Here is a 19,376-nt window from a genome sequence, read left to right on the forward strand (position 1 = left end):
TCAGGAGTTCGGTTGGACGCGTTGCCGTTTCATCACCATGTCGACGAAACCCGGCGCGAGGCTGTTCACGGCCTGGGCGGCGACGGCCATCCGCGGCGCGATGCGCACGGGTCGGGTGCGCGCGGCGGTGATCATCCAGTCGGCGGCCTCGGAAGCGGTCAATCCGGCGACTCCGTCGTAGGCCCGGGTGGGGGCGATCATCGGCGTGCGCACCAGCGGGTAGAACAACGTCGTCGAATGGACTCCGTCGCCGCTCCACTCCGTCTCGATGACGCGGCTCACCGCCGTCAGCGCCGCCTTGGACGCGTTGTACACCGCGAACAACGGCGACGACTCGGACAGCACACCCCACGTCGACACGTTGATGATGTGGCCGTTGCGCCGCTCACGCATCCCGGGCGCCAGCCCGCGGATCAGCCGCAGCGGGGAGTAGTAGTTCAGCGCCATGGTGCGCTCGACGTCGTGCCAGCGCTCCAGCGAGTCGGCGAGCGGCCGGCGAATCGAGCGCCCCGCGTTGTTGATCAGGATGTCCACCCCGCCGAGTTCCTCGGTGACCCTGGCGACGAGCTCATCGACCGCGTCGAGGTTCGAGAGATCACAGGCATGCGCCCAGGCGTCGCCGCCGTTGTCGTTGATCCGGTCGACCAGCGCGTCGAGCAACTCCTGGCGGCGCGCCGCCACCACCACGGTGGCGCCGCGGCGGGCGAACTTCTCAGCGGCGGCCTCGCCGATGCCCGACGACGCGCCGGTGAGCAGGATGCGCTTGCCTCGCAGGTCGACGACTTCGCGGCCGGGCTGGAACTGCAGTAGTTCGGGGACGATCGGCGGGCGCATGGTGGTCAGCAGCAGCTGGTCGGCCAGCCGGCGCAGCGGGTTCTTACTCACGACCCGCGAGTCTAAAGGGTGGTTTCGGTGTCCGAACGGTCGCGTCGCGACTGTTTGAGCACCGAAATCGCAGCTAGAAGTAGCGCGGGAACGCGCTCCAGTCGGGGTCGCGCTTCTCCAGGAACGCGTCGCGGCCCTCGACCGCCTCGTCGGTCATGTAGGCCAACCGCGTCGCCTCCCCGGCGAACAACTGCTGGCCCACCAGTCCATCGTCGGTGAGGTTGAACGCGTACTTCAGCATCCGGATCGCTTGCGGCGACTTGCCATTGATCGCCGCCGCCCATTCCAGCCCGACGTTCTCCAGCTCGGCATGGTCGACGACCTCGTTGACCGCGCCCATCGCGTGCATCTGCTCAGCGGTATACGGCCTGCCGAGGAAGAAGATCTCGCGGGCGAACTTCTGGCCGACCTGCTTGGCCAGATACGCGCTGCCGTACCCGCCGTCGAAGCTGCCGACGTCGGCGTCGGTCTGCTTGAACCGGGCGTGTTCGCGGCTGGCCAGCGTCAGGTCGCAGGTCACGTGCAGGCTGTGCCCGCCGCCGGCGGCCCAGCCGTTGACCAGGCAGATCACCGGTTTGGGCATGAACCGGATCAACCGCTGCACTTCGAGGATGTGCAGCCGTCCGGCGCGCGCCGGGTCGACCGTCTCGGCGGTGTCGCCCGACGCGTACTGGTAGCCGCTGCGGCCGCGGATGCGTTGGTCGCCGCCGGAGCAGAACGCCCAGCCGCCGTCCTTCGGCGACGGCCCGTTACCGGTCAACAGGATGACGCCGACGGCCGACGACATCCGCGCGTGGTCGAGCACGCGGTACAGCTCGTCGACGGTGTGCGGGCGAAACGCGTTGCGCACCTCCGGCCGGTCGAACGCGACACGCACCGTGGGCTGCTTCACGCCGTCGACGACGTGGCGGTGGTACGTGATGTCGGTCAACCCGAAGCCGTCGACGGGTTGCCACAGGGACGGGTCGAATGGGTTGGGGCTCACTGGGTTACCTTATCCATGCGGAACACGGGACACCGACCGGCGAGCGCCTCGAACTCGTCGGGGTCAGGCCCGGTGACCAGTCCGGCGTTCTTGATGAAGTCGACGCCGGTGGGCACCTTGACCGGGAATTCCCGCAGCAGCGGTCGCGCCTCCTCGACGGGCATCTCCACCATCCGGACCCGTTCGCTGCGGCGGCCGATGTGCAACGTGGCCTCGCCGGTCGCCCTGACGTTGGCGGCCCAGTCGGAGCCGGGCACTCCACCGACCACGTAACGGTGTCCGTCGACGACCATCGGCGTGACCGGGGTCATCCGCCGCTTGCCGGTTTTCCGGCCTGGAACGGACAGTACGACGGGCCCCTTCTCGCCGAGAATGCCCAGCTTCTGCAGGCCGATCATCACCTTGTTGACGTACTTCAGCCACCACGGCAACCGAATGTCGGACATAGCCGTGACGCTACGTGATCGGGTCGATGCGAAACACGGGCAGGCGGCCGGCCATGCACTCGAGCTCGTCCGGGCTGCCCGACTTCAGGATGCCTGCGCGTTTCATCAGGTCGACGCCGACGGGCACCTGGGCCGGGAACTCCCGCAGCACCGGTCGCGCGTCGGCTGGATCCAGCTCGATGAGACGCACCCGCTCGGTGCGCCGGCCCGTGCCCAGCGTGACCTGCTCTGCCGCGCGCACGTTGCGCGTCCAGTCCGCACCCGGATAGGCGTTGACGACGTAGCGTATTCCGTCGATAGCCATCGGGGTGATCGGCGTCGCGCGGGGCTTACCGGTCCTGCGCCCCGGCACCGTGAGCACGACGGGGGATTCGTGTCGCGAGATCGGCAACCCGAGGCGCAGCGCCACCATCAACAGCTTGTTGGCGTACTTCAGCCACCGCGGCGGTGCACCCCGAGCGTCCATGCCGTAACGGTATTGGTCAGATCGCGACGCCGTGCTCGGACAGCGCGACCCGCAGGCCATCGGGCCGGTCCGCGGTCGGCAGCGGGTCGACGAGGCTGAACTGGCAGCCGGCCGCGAGGGCGCCGCCGTCGGCCTCGTCACTGTCACCGACCATGAGCGCGTCCGCCGCGGCCACGCCGAGCCGGGTCAGCGCCGTCTCGAAGATCGCCGCGTCCGGCTTGACGGCCCCGACCTCGTAGGACAGCACGAACTCGTCGACGAACTCGGCTGCACCGATCGATGCGAACGCCGGCCGGACGTCGAAGGCGATGTTCGACACGACCGCGGTCTTGACACCGCGCCGGTGCAGACCCGCGAGCACCTCGGCGGTGTCCGGATACGGCGTCCAGTTCAACGGGTCGATCAGGATGCCGTACAGCGATTCGGCGTGATGGTCGGCCAGGCCGGACTCCCGCAACACATGCAGGTAGGCCTCGCGATGCAGGTGCGGCGCGAGGTCGCGGTTGAGCCAGGCGTGATACGCGTCCGGGCCCATCTCGACGTGCTGGCCGGTCGGCGCGGTGAGCCTGCGCATCAGCTCGGCCTGCACGTGCCCGTCGACCTCGCGGTCATCGACCGCCATGCCGTGAAACCAGCTCTCGTCCTCCTCGAGCCGGAACAGCGTGCCGGAGTAGTCGAACAGCACCGCGCGTATCTGGGTCACCACGCCATGCTAACCGTGTATCCGATCGGCCTTGTCCCGCAGCACTTCTCGTTCACGTTCGTTGTCGGTCATGGCGGCGGCGCGGTCGAACTCGGTGGCGGCCTCGGCCCCGCGGCCCAGGCGAACCAGCAGTTCCCCGCGCACGCTCGGCAACAGGTATGACCCGTCCAGGCCGGTCAAGCCGTCGACGATCCTCAGCGCGGCCTCGGGACCGTCGGCCATCGCCACCGCCACCGCCCGGTTGAGTCGCACCACCGGCGACGGCGACACCTGGACCAGCCCGTCGTACAGCACGACGATGCGGCGCCAATCGGTGTCGGCGGCGGTCGGAGCGGTGGCGTGACACTCGGCGATCGCGGCCTGCAGCGCGTACGGGCCCCAGCCGGAGCCTTTGCGCTGCACCGCATTCGCGGCGCGTTCGAGCGCTGCGACGCCGCGTTGGATCTGCGCGCGGTCCCACTTCGCGCGGTTCTGGTCCTCGAGCAGGATCGGCCTGCCGTCGCTGTCGGTGCGGGCGGCGAACCGCGACGACTGGAACTCCATCAGCGAAACCAGGCCGTGCACCTCGGGTTCGTCGGGCACCAGCGCCGCGAGCACCCGCCCGAGACGCAGTGCCTCGCTGCAGAGTTCGTCGCGAATCCAGCGCTGCCCGAACGACGCCGAGTAGCCCTCGTTGTAGATCAGGTAGATGACGCTGAGCACCGCCGACAGCCGCTGCGGATACTCCGAGCGATCCGGCACCTCGAACGGCACATCGGCGGCCGCCAGCGTCTTCTTCGCGCGGGTGATGCGCGCGGCGATGGTCGGAGTCGACGCGAGGAACGCGCGGGCGATCTCCTCGGTGGTGAGACCGCCGACCACCCGTAGCGTCAACGCGATCTGGCCTTCGCGCGACAGCACGGGGTGCGTCGAGATGAAGATCAGCCGCAGCACGTCGTCGTCGATGCGGTCGGGATCCCAGGATTCAGGGAAATCCCGGACATGGGTTTCCAGCTCGCGCGCCATCGCCGCGTACTTGCCGTCGAGATTCTCCTGGCGGCGCCAGTGGTCGATCGCCTTGCGTTTGGCGACGGTCGTCAGCCAGGCGCCGGTGTTGCGGGGCACACCGGTCCTAGGCCACTGTTCGAGGGCGTCGACGAGCGCGTCGGCGGCGAGGTCCTCGGCGAGCCCGACGTCACCGACCGTGCGGGTCAACGTCGCGACGATCTTGGCCGCCTCCATCCGCCACACCGCATCGACGGTCGCGCGCAGGTCGCTCGTCACGCGCCCATTGTGCCGGGTCTCCTCATTCTGCCGAGCAGACGCAAAAGGACCACGACACGCCGTCGAAATGGAGCACTTTACGTCTGCTCGGGCAGGAGAGTGAGAGCTATGACCCACAGGTTGGTCACCGCGTACCGGGAAGGCCGCAAGGCGTTTCCGCACACGCTCGCCAACCCGTATGCGGGCCTGGGTGACCGGGCCGTCGCGCGGATGTGGCGGCTGGGCTGGCAACGCGCCGCCGAGGAGCAGCAGGGCATCCCCAGCGAACAAGAACGGCTTGCTCGGTTCGCCGCCGAGATCGATGCGCTCCTGGACTGACCGCCTCCAGGCGCTCCTGCAGCACCGCCGCCGCGTCACCCTCTAGGCGCGACCGACCGTGTTTGTACACCGACACGCCGTGTCCGCCTGTACAAAAGCGGTCGCTCGCCGAACGGACAGTCGGCCGACTGATGCTGGAATGTCGGCTCAGCCGACTGATGCTCGATTGTCGGCTCAGCCGACGGCGCGCTCGCTACCCTCCCAGAATTGCGCGCGTACCGCCTTCTTGTCGGGCTTGCCGAGAGCGGTCACCGGCACCGAGTCGACGACGATGACCTGCTTGGGCGACTGCACCGAGCCTTTTCGCTCCTTGACGGCGGTCTGAATCTCGGTCGTCATGCGGGCCACCGCATCTTCGGAACGATCGGCGTCCGGGCGCAGCACAACCACGGCCGTCACCGCCTCGCCCCACTTCTCGTCGGGCGTGCCGATCACGCAGACCTGCGCGACTGAAGGGTGTTCGGCCACAACGTCTTCCACCTCACGGGGGAACACGTTGAAGCCGCCGGTGACGATCATGTCCTTGGTGCGGTCGACGATGTAGTAGAACCCGTCGGAGTCCTCACGGGCCAGGTCGCCGGTGTGCATCCATCCGTCGCGAAACGTCTCGGCCGTCGCTTCCGGCTTGTTCCAGTAGCCGCCAGACACCAGCGGGCCGGACACGCAGATCTCGCCGACCTCGCCCTGCGGCACCGGGTTTCCGTCGGAGTCGAGCAGCGCCACCCGCGCGAACACCGTCGGCCGGCCGCACGACGTCAACCGCTGCTCGTCGTGATCGCCCTTGGCCAGATAGGTGATCACCATCGGCGCCTCGGACTGGCCGTAGTACTGGGCGAAGATCGGGCCGAACCGCCGGATCGCCTCGCGAAGCCGGACCGGGTTCATCGCCGATGCGCCGTAGTAGACCGTCTCGAGCGAGGACAGGTCGCGGGTGTGCGAGTCGGGGTGGTCCATCAGCGCGTAGATCATCGACGGCACCAGCATGGTCGCGGTGATCTTCTGCTCCTCGATCACCCGCAGCACCTCGGCCGGGTCGAACTTCGTCAGTACGACCAACTCGCCGCCCTTGATGATCGTCGGGACGAAGAACGCCGCGCCGGCGTGCGAAAGCGGCGTGCACATCAAGAATTTCGGACGCTCGGGCCACTCCCACTCGGCGAGCTGGATCGTCGTCATCGTGGTGATCGACTGGACGGTGCCGATCACCCCTTTCGGCTTGCCGGTGGTGCCGCCGGTGTAGGCCATCCCGCCGATGTGATCGGGCGGCAGGTCCGCGGCCACCAACGGCTGCGGCGAGTACTTGGCGGCCTCGGCGGTCAGGTCGACGGCCACGCCCGCGAGCGCCTCGGGGACCGGCCCGATCGTCAGGATCTGCTTGAGGTTGGGCACCTTCTCCAACAGGCCCAGCGCCCGGTCGACGAACTGCGGGGTCGGGTCGATGATCAGCGCCGAGACGCCCGCGTCGGTCAACACGTACGCGTGATCGTCCAGAGAACCGAGAGGGTGTAGTGCCGTACGGCGGTATCCCTGGGTCTGCCCGGCGCCGATGATCATCAGCACCTCGGGCCGGTTCAGCGACAGCAGACCGGTCGCGCTGCCGGTACCGGCACCCAGCGCCTCGAACGCCTGAATGTACTGGCTGATGCGCTCGGCGAGCTGCCCCCCGGTCAGCGTGGTGTCGCCGAGAAACAGCACGGGCTTGTCCTTGTTGCGCTTGAGCGCGCCGACGGTCAGGTGGCCGGAGTGGATGGGATGGCGCAGCAGGTCATCACTCATGGCCCTCAGACTAGAACGTGTTCCAATCTCAGTCATCGGGTCCCCGGGAAAATGCCCGGCCGCGGCGCTCCACGCTGAAATCGACGGGCAACACCGCTGCACGAAACGCGAATCGAAGGAGCCTGCACTCGTGACAGCGTCAGCGGTCCGGCTCGGAGGGTGTATTCAGGAAAGCCCCGCCTCGGCTTAAGTTAATGTGCATACTCGTCGCATCCGAGTTACAACTGCCGCGCTTTGGGGCTAGGTTGCTGAGGCGGCAGCCGATGTCCTCCGGCGGAGATATTCCGAATACGCTGCGACGACCTGGTGCCATAGTGAATGCTGCCGACGAGGGGTGTAGGGCATTAAGTGAATGGCTGTTCATCATGACGACACGGGGTGACGGGGTCGAGGTCATCGGCGCATGGGCCGGTGGCTACGTCAAGCGTCACCCCCTGGCATCGCTCGCGACGGTCGGCGACCAGTTCGTGATCGGCGCGCGCACGCTGCAGTACCTGTTCATCGACCTGTTCACCGGACGTTTCCAGTGGTGGGAGTTCGTCCGCCAGGCGGCGTTCATGGCGGGAACGGCGGTGCTGCCGACGGTCCTGGTGGCCTTGCCCGTCGGGGTGACCCTCTCGATCCAGTTCGCACTGCTGGCCGGCCAGGTCGGCGCCACGTCACTGGCCGGCGCGGCCAGCGGTCTGGCGGTGATCCGCCAGGCCGCATCTCTGACCGCGGCGATCCTGATGGCAGCCGCCGTCGGCTCGGCGATCACCGCAGACCTCGGTTCCCGCAAGATGCGCGAGGAGACCGACGCGATGGAAGTCATGGGGGTGTCGGTGATTCGCCGCCTGGTCGTTCCGCGGTTCGCCGCGGCGATTATGATCGGCGTGGCGCTCACCGGTGTGGTGTGCTTCGTCGGCTTCCTCGCCAGCTACCTGTTCAACGTGTATTTCCAGAACGGCGCTCCGGGCAGCTTCGTCGCGACGTTCGCGTCGTTCACGACGACCGGCGACATGATCGTGGCTTTGGTTAAGGCAGTCGTCTTCGGCGCCATCGTCGCGGTGGTGTCGTGCCAGAAGGGGCTGTCTACTCAGGGCGGTCCGACCGGGGTAGCCAACTCGGTCAATGCCGCCGTGGTCGAGTCCATTCTGATCCTCATGGTCGTCAACGTCGCGATCAGCCAGCTCTACATCATGCTGTTTCCCCGGGTTGGTCTGTGACATGGCGTCGACGTTCGTACCGCCGCTGCTCGCGCCCTTCGTCCGCCTCTACGGGAAGGTCGTGCCGCCGATCGGGCAGCTCGGCCACATGCTGGTGTTCTTCGTCCGCGCGGTCGTCGCGGTCCCCGTCGCGCTACGGCACTACCGCAAAGAGTTCATCCGACTGCTGTCCGACATCGCCTGGGGCAACGGCTCTTTGGTGGTTGGCGGCGGGACCGCGGGGGTGGCGATCGTCCTCGGCGTCACCGTCGGTGCGCTCGTCGGCATCGAAGGGTACAACTTCCTCGACCTGCTGGGCTTGGGCCCGGCGACGGGAATCATCTCGTCACTGGTGAACACCCGCGAACTCGCCCCGATTGCGTTGTCGTTGGCGTTCGCCACGCAGGCCGGCTGCCGATTCACCGCGCAGCTGGGCTCCATGCGAATCTCCGAAGAAATCGATGCCTTGGATTCACTGGCAATCCGTCCCATCCCCTATCTGGTGACCACCCGGTTGATGGCCTCGGTGATCGCGGTCATTCCGCTCTACGTCGTCTGCCTGGCGGTCAGCTATCTGACGACACAGGTTGTCGTGCAAGTCATCAGCGGTGGTGCGACCGGCTCGTATCTGCACTACTTCACGCTGATGCTGTCGGGTCAAGACATCCTGTACTCGCTGCTCAAGGCGATCGTCTTCGTCTGGATCGCCACGACGATCCAGTGCTACTACGGCTTCTATGCCAGCGGCGGTCCCGAGGGCGTCGGGGTTGCGGCCGGACACGCCATGCGGGCCAGCATCACCGTGGTGATCATCGTCAACATGCTGCTCACCATGGCGCTGTGGAACGTAGACGCCGGCGCAAGGTTTGGGGGGTAGGTGGCGAATTCCTTTGACCTGGGCGGGCGCGGCCCAACCGATCGCCAGTTGATCGGTGCGGGGATCGTCGTTGTTCTTGTGACAGCGCTGATTACGACGACCCTTTTGGTGAAGGCGACAGGACGCCTGGATCCCTTCGTGCGCGTGGTCGCGAATCTCGTCAACGTCGGCGACGGACTGCCGCAACGCTCCGACGTGAAGTACCACGGCGTCTTGGTCGGTACCGTCCACAGTGTCACCCCGGCCGCGCACGGAAATCCGAACTTCGTCCACATCAACCTCAAACCCGAATACGCACCGTCGATTCCGAACAACGTGACGGCCCGGGTGGTGCCCAGCAACGTGTTTGCGGTGTCCTCGGTGCAACTCGTCGACCACGGCGGGAGGCCTGGATCGCCGATTCAGGCGGGTGCGCACATTCCGGAGGACACCGAGCTACCGACGGTGTTGTTCCAGACCACGATCAGCAAGCTGCGCGACATCCTGGCCGCGACCGGGCGGGGTCGCGAGGACAAGACCATCGGCATCCTCGCCGCGGTCAACGAGGCCACCGAGGATCGCCGTACCCAACTGCTCGCCGCCGGCGCGCAATTGGACCGGCTCATCAATGAAGTCGATGCGATCGTGGCCAACGAGCCGGACTCGACGACGGTGTCGGCGCTCACCGATGCGGCCGTGGGACTGCAGCAGACCACACCTGAGTTGTTCGACGCGCTGCAGAAGGCGGTGCGACCGATGCAGGTCCTGGTCGAGCAGCGGGCCCAGCTCGACGCGCTGGTCAGCGGTGGCGTCCACACCATGAACACCACGCATACCGCGCTGAACAACCACACCGACCGGATGGTCAAGATCACCTCGGAGCTGACTCCGGTGGTCGGCAACCTGGCCGATACCTCGCGCCACTGGGTGCCGGCCTTCGTCAAGCTGAATCAGCTGTCCGACAAGTTCTTCGACGAGGTGTGGATGCACGATCGCGACATCGGCAACATGCGGGTGAACCTGTCGTTCACGCCGACCTACACCTACACCCGCGCCGACTGCCCGCAGTACGGCGAACTCAAGGGCCCGAGCTGTTACACCGCGCCGTTGGTTCCGGTCCGGCCGCCGTTGCCGGACACGTTGTTGCCACAGAACTTCCAGCCGCCGAAGGATCTGGCGCCCCCGCCCGGCACGGTCCTGGGGGAGAACGGCAACCTGGTCGCCGTCGGACCGCCGCTGGTGAACCCGTATCCCAACCTGGCCGATCCGAATCCGCCGCTGCCACCGGGAGTTTCGCCGTCGCCGCCGGTACCCGGATCGGCCAACCCGGCGCTAGAACCCACGCCACCGCCGGTAGTGAACCAGTCCCCACCGGCACCGGTCGCGCCCAAACCGTGGGATCCGCCGCCGCCCGCCGGTCCCCAGCCCGCCGAGGCTGCACCGGCTCCTGCTGGATTGCCGGCTCAGCCGGCTCCTGCTGAATCGCCGGCTCAGCCGGCGGCCTTCGGCGGGAACGTGGGACCCGTTGGTAGCCAACAGGAACGCAACCAACTCTCCGTCATCACCGGCCAACCGGCCACCACGGCGACGCAGCTGCTGCTCGGACCGGTGGCCCGCGGCACGACCGTCTCGCTTGACCAGGAGGCCCGATGAGGTACCGCGGCGCACTGATCGGCCTGTCGCTGTTCATGGTGGTCGCCGTGACGCTGACCTGGCTGGTGTACGTCACGCTGCGTCGAGACGTCGTCGGCCGGACCGTGCCCTACGCGGCGATGATCACCGACGTCTTCGGCCTGCGCGAGGGTGATGACGTCCGGATGGCCGGGGTCCGGGTCGGCCGGGTCGAAAAGATCGAGCTGGCCGGCGATCTCGCCAAAGTGTCGTTCGTGGTGCAGGACGACCAGCAGGTACTCGGCACCACCGTCGCCTCGGTCACTTACCAGAACATCGTCGGCCAGCGATATCTCGGTCTGTCGCTGGGCAATCTCGGCGACCCGGGACCGCTGAAGCCCGGCAGTGTCATCCCCGTCGAGCGCACCGATCCGTCGTTCGATGTCGGCCGGCTGCTCAACGGCTACGAGCCGCTGTTCAGCGTGCTCGATCCCAAGCACGCCGACAACCTGACCAAGGGAGTCATCCAATCGCTGCAGGGCGACAAGGGGTCTATCACCGCCCTGGTGGACCAGACCGGCCGGCTCACTGAGTCGTTCGCCGGTCAGGACGAGCAACTCGGTGAGGTGATCACTGACCTGAACGTCGTGGTGGCCAACCTCGCCCGGCATAACGACGACCTCGACCACATCATCGGCGAAGCCCGCACGGTGGTGTCGACCTTCGACGCGCGACGCCCCGAATTGGTGGAGTCGATGAGTTCGATCGCGAAGGTGGTGCGGCAATTGTCGACGATCTCCGACGAGGTGTACCCGTCACTGAAGGAAATGGTCTCCCGCGAACCGGGATTCGCGGCGCACATGGTCGGCCTGGAGAACCAGCTGGCGTTCACCGGCGCCAACCTCCCGTTGCTGCTGAAGGGCTTCGCGCGCATCACCAGCGAAGGCTCCTTCGCCAACGCCTACGCATGCGACCTGAACATCCAAGGATTTTTCCCCGGCCTCAACGACGTGGTGCCGATCATCGTGGACGCCGCCACCCCGGGCAACAAGGCGCGTTATACCCCGAAGTGCAGGAACATGGCCAATGGCTGATCAAACGAAGGCGGATCAAACGACGGCGGACCCAACGAAAAAGCGCCGCCGCCCACTGGAGAACCGCAACAAGACCTGGATGGGTGTCGTTGCCGTTCTGGTGGTTTCGTTGCTCGTCGGAACACTGCTGTTGTTCAAGGTGGCCAACTTCGGCTACCGGCAGTACACCGCACACTTCCTGCAGGCCGCCGCCTTGCAAGTCGGTAACCCGGTCACCGTTGCCGGAATCCCGGTGGGCGAGGTATTGAGCATGAACCTCGCCGGCGACTACGTCGAGGCCAAGCTCAAGGTGCGCAATGACGTGGTGCTGGGTGAGGATTCGCGGGCGTCGATCAAGATCACCACGATCCTGGGCTCGCGGTATTTGGCCCTGATTCCCGATGGTGCGGGCTCGTTGCCGAACGACACCTTCGACCTGACCCACACCGAGGTTCCCTACGATCTGCAGGAGGCTCTGGCCGACGTCACCAGAACCTACGAGCAGGTCGACTCCGATAAGTTCGCCGAGACGCTGTCCGTCCTGGGCGAGCAGATGAAGACGTTGCCGCCGGTGGTGCCGCAGGCCTTGGAGAACACCCACACGCTGTCGACGATCATCGCCGAACGTCGCGACCAACTGGGCGAACTGCTGAAAACCACTGAGGTGGTCAGCAATACGCTGCGTCGTCAGCAGTCGACCATCGGTAGCCTGGTGAATCAGGGCAACTCGTTGCTCGGCGAGTTCGTCGCCTCGCGTGCCACATTCCACGCGATGATGGATGCGCTCACCAACCTCGTCGAGACTTTGAGCGGCGTCGTCATCGAGGACCGGCCGGAACTCGAGGAACTGCTGCGCAATCTGCGTGAGCTGTCCACTTTGCTCGCCCGCGACGGCGATGGCTTCCTGCGCAGCATCCTGCAGTCCGGGCCAATCGCGCTGCGTGGCTTGGCCAATGCCACCGGCAGCGGCAATGCCGCTGGGTTCAACGCCACCAACGGCCTGCTGGTCGACTCGTGGATGTGCGCCATCAGTGGCCGCGCCCAGCAATTTTCCATGATCGAGTACTTCCAGGACTGCAAATGAGGATCACCAAGACCAAGCTGCTGGTCGCCGGTGCGATCGCACTGGTCGTGGGTCTGGCGTTGGCCACCGTCGCGGTGGTCTACACCAAGGACCAGCTCGACGCCATGACCGTGACCGCCCAATTCGACAGCGCCGCCGGTCTATACGAGGGAAACACCGTCGCGGTGCTCGGGATGCCGGTCGGCGAGGTCACCAAGATCACCCCCAAGGGCGGCTACGTCGAGGTCCGTTTCACCGTGGACAAGGATGTCAAGGTTCCCGCGGACGCCCAGGCGGTGACGATCTCCAACTCGATTCTGACCGACCGGCAGATCGAACTGACGCCGCCCTACTCGGGCAGCGGTCCCATCCTGCAGAATCACGCAACCATCGGGCTGAATCGCACCCAGACTCCGGTCGAATTCGCCCGAGTGCTCGACGTTCTCGACAAGCTATCGGTTTCGCTGAAGGGCGACGGGAAGGGTAACGGCCCGATCGCCGATGTGGTCAACGCCAGCGCCGCGATCGCCGACGGCAACGGCCAGCAGATGAAGGACGCGCTCGGCGAGCTGTCGAATGCCCTGCGGCTCAGCGCCGATCGGGGCACGGTGACCAGGGATCAGCTGACCACCATCGTCCGGAACTTGAGTTCGTTGTCGGAGGCGGCGGCCAGGAATGACGAGACGCTGCGGGAATTCGGCTCGTCGGTGCGGGCGCTCAGTCAGATCCTGGCCGACGAGAACCTCGGCAGCGGTACCACCGGCAAGAAGATCAACGAGGTTCTGACCAACACCCGTGAGGTGCTCGAAATTCATCGCGACGCCATCAAGGACCTCGTCGCCAACGGCGACATCGTGCTGAACACCGCTGTCGATCACGAACGCGATCTCAAGGAATTCCTCGACGTGGCGCCGATGACACTGGACAACCTGTACAACATCGTCGACCAGAAGAACGGCGCCTTGCGGGTCAAGGTGCTCACCGACCGGGTGTTGTTCGACAACCAGTTCATCAAAGAGGTGTGCAACGTGATGGGGCTGCGGCAACTGGGCTGTAGCACCGGGACGTTGCAGGATTTCGGGCCGGACTTCGGGCTGACGCACATGCTGGACGGACTCGCGGCGATGGGACAGAAATGACGACCGCGATCCGCAGGCCGTGGCCGATAGCGCTCGCGACGGCGGCGTGCCTGGCCCTTTCCGGCTGTGGCACCGGCGGTTTGGCCAGCCTTCCGCTACCGGCGCCCGGCGTCGGGTCCGGCGGCTATCGGCTGACGGCGGTGTTCTCCAACGCGCTGAACCTGCCCGCCAACGCCAAGGTGAAGCTGGCCGGTGCCGATGTCGGCCAGATGGAGTCGATGGAGGCGCGTAACTACACGGCGGTGACCACCTTGCGCATCATGGACGGAGTGCAGTTGCCTCGGGGCAGCACCGCCGAATTACGGTCCGCGACACCGCTTGGCGATATTTTCGTCGCGATCAAGCCGCCGTCTCCCGCCGATCCGAACGCGCCGCTGCTGTCCGATGGCGACACGATCCCGTTGGACCACACGACAGCGGCCGCGACGGTGGAATCGGTGCTCAGTTCGGCGGCGGTGTTGGTGAACGGCGGTGCGGTGCGCAACTTCACCAACATCATCAACGGACTGGGCAAGGCGACCGGCGATCAGGGCGAGGCGTTCGGCAATCTCATCCGCAAGACCAACGACACCTTGGGCACGCTCAACGCCCGGTCCGGGCAGATCTCGAACGCGATCACCGAAACCTCCCGGCTCGTCGAGGCGATTGAAGCCAAGAACCAGACCATCAGCGAAGTGATGGCCGAAGCCCGACCGGCCACCGACACGCTGGCGGCGCACACCACCCAGATCGCCGACCTCGTCGAGCAGATCGGTGACGTGTCCGACCAGGCGCGCAAGTTCCCGTCGATCGCCGGCACCGACGCCAGCGGCCGAAGCGTCATCGCCGATGCCAACACCGTCGCCGGCGCGTGGAACGACGTTGTGCTCACCCCCGACGCGACGCTCTATGCGCTCAACCGGCTGATGCCCCCATTCGTCAAGGGGACGACCGGCAACGCGCTCGCGGTGAACGCGAGCATCGACCGGTTGATCCTGGGACACATACCCGATATCGGCTTCGCCGGGGACCCGGGGTTCCACGGACCCAAGTGGCACAACTGGTTTCACCTTGTGGGCTCGTTCAAGTACACGCTGTACCGGCTGCAGGAGAAGATCGTCGGTAAGGGCCCCGGCGTGCCGCAGGTCCCGGTGATCCCCAGCCCGACCGAGCCGGGGCAATTGGAGGTTGCGGGGCCACCGCCCGGCCCACCGACTCCGCCGGCACCGCTGCCCGTCGCGCCACCGGCGACCGATATTCCACTGCCGGCACTCGGGCCGGTGGCGGGGCCGCCGCTGCCACCGCCCGTGGCGGGGCCACCGCAGCCACCCGCGCCCGCCCCGCCGCCCGCACCCGCGCCGCTGCCGGCGGAGGCACCACAATGATCTCGAGCACTGCCGACCGGCTGGTCGAACTCGTCCGGTTCGGCCACCGCCGCCGCGCCTGGCTTTCGGCGGCCGGGTTGGTCATGGTTCTGGTGGTGGCGACCGGCTACCTGCTGCTCGGTGCATTGCGGGTGAACCCGTTCGCCTCGCAGTATCAACTCACCGTCCAACTGCCCGAGTCGGCCGGCCTGCTGCCCAATCAGGACGTCACGATGCGTGGCGTGCCGATCGGCCGGGTGGACCGGCTCGACATCACCCCGGCCGGGGTGAACGCGGTGGTCAACGTCAAATCGACGATGAAGATCCCGGAGTCCAGCGATGTCCGGGTGTCGGGCCTCTCGCCGGCCGGTGAGCAGTACATCGACTTCGTGCCGGAGTCGGACCAAGGGCCGTTCCTGGCCGACGGCGCCGTCATCGGCCAGGGCAGGGCCACGGTGCCCGTCAGCCTCGCCGAGCTGCTGGCCGACGCAGACGGGGCGTTGGCGCAGACCGATACCGAGAAACTCGAGCTGATCCGGCGAGAGCTGAGCCTGTCGGAGGCCGGCCCGCAGAAGCTGGAGGACATCGTCGAAGGCGGCACGTTCCTGCTGTCCACGATGGACTCGGTGTTGCCGGAGACCAGCAGCCTGCTGCGGACCAGCCGGGTGGTGCTCACGTTGGCCGCCGACAAGAACGCCGGAATCGCCGTCGCCTCAGACAATCTGGAGCACAGCTTTGTCGGCATCAACAAGATGCGCGAAGGCTATCGCCGGCTCACCAACCAGGGTCCGGATGCGCTGACCGCAGTCGACAACCTGTTCATCGACAACTCCGACACCATGGTGCAACTACTGGGCAACCTGACGACTGTCTCCCGGCTGCTGTACCTGCGGGTGCCGGCACTCAATGCACTGTTTCCGGACTACCGCACCTCGCTGCTCGACGCGCTGGGCACCGCGATGCACGACAACGGGCTGTGGGCCACCGGCGACATCTACCCGCGGTATCACTGCGACTACGGAACGCCGCGCCTGCCACCGTCGAATGCGGACTACCCGGAACCGTTCATGTACACCTACTGCCGCGACGATCACCCCGGGATGCTGGTCCGCGGAGCCAAGAACGCGCCACGGCCGGCCGGCGACGACACCGCGGGCCCCCCGCCCGGTGCCGATCTCGGCCGGCAGACGGATCCGACCCCGAAGGGCCGGTTCACCATTCCCACCCCCTACGGCGGGCCCACCCTGCCGATCGAGCCACCGCGCTAGGAGATGAAGATGTCAATTACCAGCGACTCCCTTACCAACGACGACACCGACAAGAAGCCCGACGGTGACAGCGACACAACTGAGGCAACGCCTGATACAACGCCGGACCCGGCGCCCGACGAGGCGGACGGATCCGACGGGCCTGAAAGCGCATCGGGCGGTGACGACCAGACACCCGACGACCCGGCCTCCGGCACGGAGAGCGAGGCGAACTGGCCCCGCCGCATCCGACTCGCCGCACTGGCCATCCTGGTTGTCGGGGTGCTGGCCGGCTCCGGCTTTCTGGGCTGGCAGCTGTGGCAGCAGCGGCAGGTGGAACGAGCCGGCAATGCCGCGCAGCAGGCGGCTGTCGAGTACGCGCAAGTGCTTACCAGCATCGACTCGAACAAGGTCGACGAGAACTTCGCGGCCGTGCTCGACGGCGCGACCGGCGAGTTCAAGGACATGTACTCGCAGTCCAGCACCGAGCTGCGCCAGTTGTTGATCGACAACAAGGCCTCCGCGCACGGAGTGGTGCTGGAGTCGGCAGTGCAATCCGCCACCAAGGACAAGGCGGTGGTGTTGCTGTTCGTCGACCAGGCGGTGCAAAACGCCAGCGTCCCGGATCCGCGCATCGATCGCAGCCGGATCAAGATGACCATGGAGTACGTCGACGGCCGTTGGCGCGCAAGCAAAGTCGAGCTGCCGTAATCATGCGCCCGCGGAATCTGGGCAGCGCGATGGCGGTGGTGTCTGCGCTGGTAATCGCCACCGCGCCACCCGTGTCGGCGTCGGCCCCGTCGTTCTGCGATGAGCTCGGCGGTCAGTGGGACGGACAGTTCTGCAGCACGTCGGTGATCTCGGAGCGCGAAGCGGTCCGCAACATCAAGATGGCGTTGCCCGGCGACCTGGTGGAAAACCCCGTCATCCGGGAGTACCTGACCAACCTGATGAACAACTGGCGCACCGCCGCCAAAATGATGGTCCAGGACAGCTTCGGCGAGCAGCACTTCGAGATCTTCCAGCATGGCGGCGCGATGACTGCCGTGTTCCACGAGATGTATTCGGGCACGGTCGGTACCGACGCCCTCGCACATCCGAACGCGCCCATCATCAGCGACGCCTACCGCACCTTCACCTTCGCCGGCGGACGGCAGCTGCAACTGGCCGACCTGTTCAAACCGGACGTCGACCACCGGGCCGAAATCCCACGCCTGGGTGCGCCGTTCATCGTCGCCGCACTCGACGCCGCACCGCCGCCGCACCAGCCCGGCACCTATCCGTTCACCCCGGACCGCTGGACCCCGGACAAGGTGTACTCCGGCGGGTACCGGGCCTGGGCGCTCACACCGGATGAGCTGATCCTCTACATGCCCGACTATCCGGTCGGCCGCGACACCCCGTTGGACTACACGATCGGCCGCATGCAGTGGGCGATGGACGGCGGCACTGTGCAAGCCCATATCCCACTCGCGGCGTTGGCGCCCGTCCTGCGCCCCGAATTCGGCGGTGCATAGCGATGTTTCGAACATTCGCCGTGCTACTGACAGGGCTGCTGGTGTTCGCACCGGTGAGCCGGGCCGAATCCGCCGCCCCGACGTTGCCGGTGTTCGTTCCGTACCCGTCGAATTGGTCGCCCGACTACACCGTATTCCCGTACAACCTTTGGCAGGTGCGGGTCACGCCGGAGCAGATTACGGCACAACGTGACTCGTGACAGTGGTTCAACGCCCAGTACGACGAACTCATGACCCAGGTGTACGGCTTTCAGGACTTCCTCGGCGACAAGGGCGACGACTGGTCGACACCGGGCGTGACGGAAGCCGGTGATGTGGTCGCCGCCAACCTCGACCAGTCCGCGGCCTTCCTCGATCCCCGCGCGCACACGCTGTTCATCGTCAACTACCCGGATCAGAGCGAGTATTCGCCGCTCTTCCACGGGGATTCGATCTACCGGCTCTGGTACCAGTTCACCCAGATCAGCGACAAGATCAAGCGCCGGCTGCCGTCAGGACAGATCAACGCGAACATCGCAACGGCCAACGTCTATGGCCGGGCGATCCGCGACTCCGGAGTGTGCGCTGGGGCGTGAAACCGGGTGTCTCGCCGTACCCCTCGATAAGATCGCACCAGCAGTCTTGTGCCAACAAGGAAGTCGGGAGTCGCCATGTCCGGCGATATCGAGCGCCTCCGCAGCGTCATTTTGCGCCTCGCCCGGGAACGCGGCCCGGACAAGACGATCTGCCCGTCCGACGCCGCCCGCTCAGTCGGTGGTAAGGACTGGCGCGACCTCATGAACGACGCCCGCGACGTCGCCAGGGACCTGGCGCGCCGGGGCGAGGTCGAGATCACCCAGAAGGGCGAGGTGGTCGATCCGGACGCGACGTGGCGGGGTCCCATCCGGATCCGCGCGACGTGAGTGCGCCGCCGGTCGCGTAGCAGTCAGGCCGGCCACTGAGCCCGGTGTCGGCAAAGTTCTCCCGAATCGCTGCCGGGGCAAGCTCGATGGGTTAGCGTTCGAGCAGTTCGACTCGTCGGGGAGTAGGTATGGGCGAATATGCTTCAGCGTCAATAATTTTGGATGACGCGCCATCGGGTGCCGCGCTGAGGAGCGAAAGATGAGTTGGCCCAAAGTCTCCGAAGTCCGCGACATCGTGGCGAAAGGTGCGGTGGCCGGGGCGCTCATCGTCATTGCCGCGATGGGCGCCGCCGTGCCGGCGAGTGGAATGCCAGCCCTCGCAGGACTATCCCTTGCGCCGGCGCCGCTGCAGCCTCCCGGCCCGCCGCCTGGACCTCCGACGAGCCCCGATGATCCCCGATGTGCGGCGATGCCGACGTACCCCGTGTGCCAGGGCGGCCCGTATGCGCCTCCGCCTCCGCCGGGGCCACCTCCGCCTCCGTCACCCATGACGGGGCCGCCTACCGGCCCGGCAGATCCCGCATGCATCAGCCAGCCTGCCAACCCGATATGTGCCGGCGGCCCGTACGGGCTGCCGACGCCACCGCCGCCTCCACGGT

At 66.6% G+C, this 19,376-nt stretch carries 19 protein-coding genes and 2 pseudogenes; 14 read left to right on the forward strand and 7 right to left on the reverse strand.

Going from position 1 to position 19,376, the window contains the following annotated elements; all coding sequences use genetic code 11:
- The 6 genes from AU187_RS12900 to AU187_RS12925 form a co-directional block, all read right to left on the reverse strand.
- A complete protein-coding gene (locus tag AU187_RS12900) occupies nt 1-885 on the reverse strand; it encodes an SDR family oxidoreductase (protein ID WP_059166825.1) in 885 nt (294 codons plus the stop codon).
- Nucleotides 886-958: 73 nt separating this feature from the next.
- Nucleotides 959-1,870 carry a 1,4-dihydroxy-2-naphthoyl-CoA synthase gene (locus AU187_RS12905; RefSeq protein ID WP_059166826.1) on the reverse strand — a complete coding sequence of 304 codons (912 nt, stop codon included), beginning with the start codon at nt 1,868-1,870 and terminating at the stop codon, nt 959-961.
- A complete protein-coding gene (locus tag AU187_RS12910) occupies nt 1,867-2,316 on the reverse strand; it encodes a nitroreductase/quinone reductase family protein (RefSeq protein WP_059166827.1) in 450 nt (149 codons plus the stop codon). The genes AU187_RS12905 and AU187_RS12910 overlap by 4 nt, the downstream gene beginning before the upstream one ends.
- 10 nt (nt 2,317-2,326) lie before the next feature.
- Nucleotides 2,327-2,782: a nitroreductase/quinone reductase family protein gene (locus AU187_RS12915; protein ID WP_059166828.1), complete on the reverse strand. Its 456-nt coding sequence runs from the start codon at nt 2,780-2,782 to the stop codon at nt 2,327-2,329.
- Between the two features lie 16 nt (nt 2,783-2,798).
- The gene (locus tag AU187_RS12920; RefSeq protein WP_059166829.1) at nt 2,799-3,488 is read right to left on the reverse strand and encodes an HAD family hydrolase; all 690 of its coding nucleotides are present in this window, start codon (nt 3,486-3,488) and stop codon (nt 2,799-2,801) included.
- A gap of 6 nt (nt 3,489-3,494) precedes the next feature.
- Nucleotides 3,495-4,706 (reverse strand): RNA polymerase sigma factor, encoded by a 1,212-nt coding sequence (locus AU187_RS12925; RefSeq protein ID WP_172800248.1) that lies wholly within the window; start codon nt 4,704-4,706, stop codon nt 3,495-3,497.
- A gap of 150 nt (nt 4,707-4,856) precedes the next feature.
- On the opposite strand from AU187_RS12925, the gene AU187_RS12930 reads away from it, so the two are divergent.
- Nucleotides 4,857-5,066 (forward strand): ribosome modulation factor, encoded by a 210-nt coding sequence (locus AU187_RS12930; protein ID WP_059099472.1) that lies wholly within the window; start codon nt 4,857-4,859, stop codon nt 5,064-5,066.
- A gap of 174 nt (nt 5,067-5,240) precedes the next feature.
- Here AU187_RS12930 and fadD8 read toward each other — a convergent pair whose 3' ends face one another.
- On the reverse strand, nt 5,241-6,842 hold the full coding sequence (fadD8, locus tag AU187_RS12935; RefSeq protein ID WP_059099471.1) for a fatty-acid--CoA ligase FadD8: 1,602 nt from the start codon (nt 6,840-6,842) through the stop codon (nt 5,241-5,243).
- A 365-nt stretch (nt 6,843-7,207) separates the two neighbouring features.
- Between fadD8 and AU187_RS12940 the strand changes: the two genes are divergently transcribed.
- The 13 genes and pseudogenes from AU187_RS12940 to AU187_RS25795 form a co-directional block, all read left to right on the forward strand.
- Nucleotides 7,208-8,047: an MlaE family ABC transporter permease gene (locus tag AU187_RS12940; RefSeq protein ID WP_059166831.1), complete on the forward strand. Its 840-nt coding sequence runs from the start codon at nt 7,208-7,210 to the stop codon at nt 8,045-8,047.
- Between the two features lies 1 nt (nt 8,048).
- Nucleotides 8,049-8,903 carry an ABC transporter permease gene (locus tag AU187_RS12945; protein ID WP_059166832.1) on the forward strand — a complete coding sequence of 285 codons (855 nt, stop codon included), beginning with the start codon at nt 8,049-8,051 and terminating at the stop codon, nt 8,901-8,903.
- Nucleotides 8,904-10,535 carry an MlaD family protein gene (locus tag AU187_RS12950; RefSeq protein ID WP_059166833.1) on the forward strand — a complete coding sequence of 544 codons (1,632 nt, stop codon included), beginning with the start codon at nt 8,904-8,906 and terminating at the stop codon, nt 10,533-10,535.
- Nucleotides 10,532-11,587 (forward strand): MCE family protein, encoded by a 1,056-nt coding sequence (locus tag AU187_RS12955; RefSeq protein ID WP_059166834.1) that lies wholly within the window; start codon nt 10,532-10,534, stop codon nt 11,585-11,587. The genes AU187_RS12950 and AU187_RS12955 overlap by 4 nt, the downstream gene beginning before the upstream one ends.
- Nucleotides 11,580-12,650 (forward strand): MCE family protein, encoded by a 1,071-nt coding sequence (locus tag AU187_RS12960; RefSeq protein ID WP_059166835.1) that lies wholly within the window; start codon nt 11,580-11,582, stop codon nt 12,648-12,650. Before AU187_RS12955 ends, AU187_RS12960 begins: the two co-directional genes overlap by 8 nt.
- Nucleotides 12,647-13,768 (forward strand): MCE family protein, encoded by a 1,122-nt coding sequence (locus AU187_RS12965; protein ID WP_059166836.1) that lies wholly within the window; start codon nt 12,647-12,649, stop codon nt 13,766-13,768. Before AU187_RS12960 ends, AU187_RS12965 begins: the two co-directional genes overlap by 4 nt.
- Nucleotides 13,765-15,132, forward strand: coding sequence for an MCE family protein (locus AU187_RS12970; protein ID WP_059166837.1), 1,368 nt, complete (start codon nt 13,765-13,767; stop codon nt 15,130-15,132). Before AU187_RS12965 ends, AU187_RS12970 begins: the two co-directional genes overlap by 4 nt.
- Nucleotides 15,129-16,379: an MlaD family protein gene (locus AU187_RS12975; protein WP_059166838.1), complete on the forward strand. Its 1,251-nt coding sequence runs from the start codon at nt 15,129-15,131 to the stop codon at nt 16,377-16,379. The genes AU187_RS12970 and AU187_RS12975 overlap by 4 nt, the downstream gene beginning before the upstream one ends.
- Nucleotides 16,380-16,388: 9 nt before the next feature.
- On the forward strand, nt 16,389-17,069 hold the full coding sequence (locus AU187_RS12980) for an Rv1363c family protein (protein WP_059099509.1): 681 nt from the start codon (nt 16,389-16,391) through the stop codon (nt 17,067-17,069).
- A 2-nt stretch (nt 17,070-17,071) separates the two neighbouring features.
- Nucleotides 17,072-17,875, forward strand: coding sequence for a mannan-binding family protein (locus AU187_RS12985; RefSeq protein ID WP_059166839.1), 804 nt, complete (start codon nt 17,072-17,074; stop codon nt 17,873-17,875).
- Between the two features lie 2 nt (nt 17,876-17,877).
- A pseudogene (locus AU187_RS12990) lies at nt 17,878-18,450 on the forward strand (hypothetical protein).
- Nucleotides 18,451-18,525: 75 nt separating this feature from the next.
- Entirely contained in the window at nt 18,526-18,777 is a 252-nt protein-coding gene (locus tag AU187_RS12995) for a DUF3253 domain-containing protein (protein WP_059099461.1), read from the forward strand.
- Nucleotides 18,778-18,976: 199 nt separating this feature from the next.
- Nucleotides 18,977-19,376, forward strand: a pseudogene (locus AU187_RS25795) (hypothetical protein); the annotation flags it as partial.

Origin of the sequence: Mycobacterium sp. IS-1556 (genome assembly GCF_001499985.1) — a bacterium.
Lineage (GTDB): Bacteria > Actinomycetota > Actinomycetes > Mycobacteriales > Mycobacteriaceae > Mycobacterium.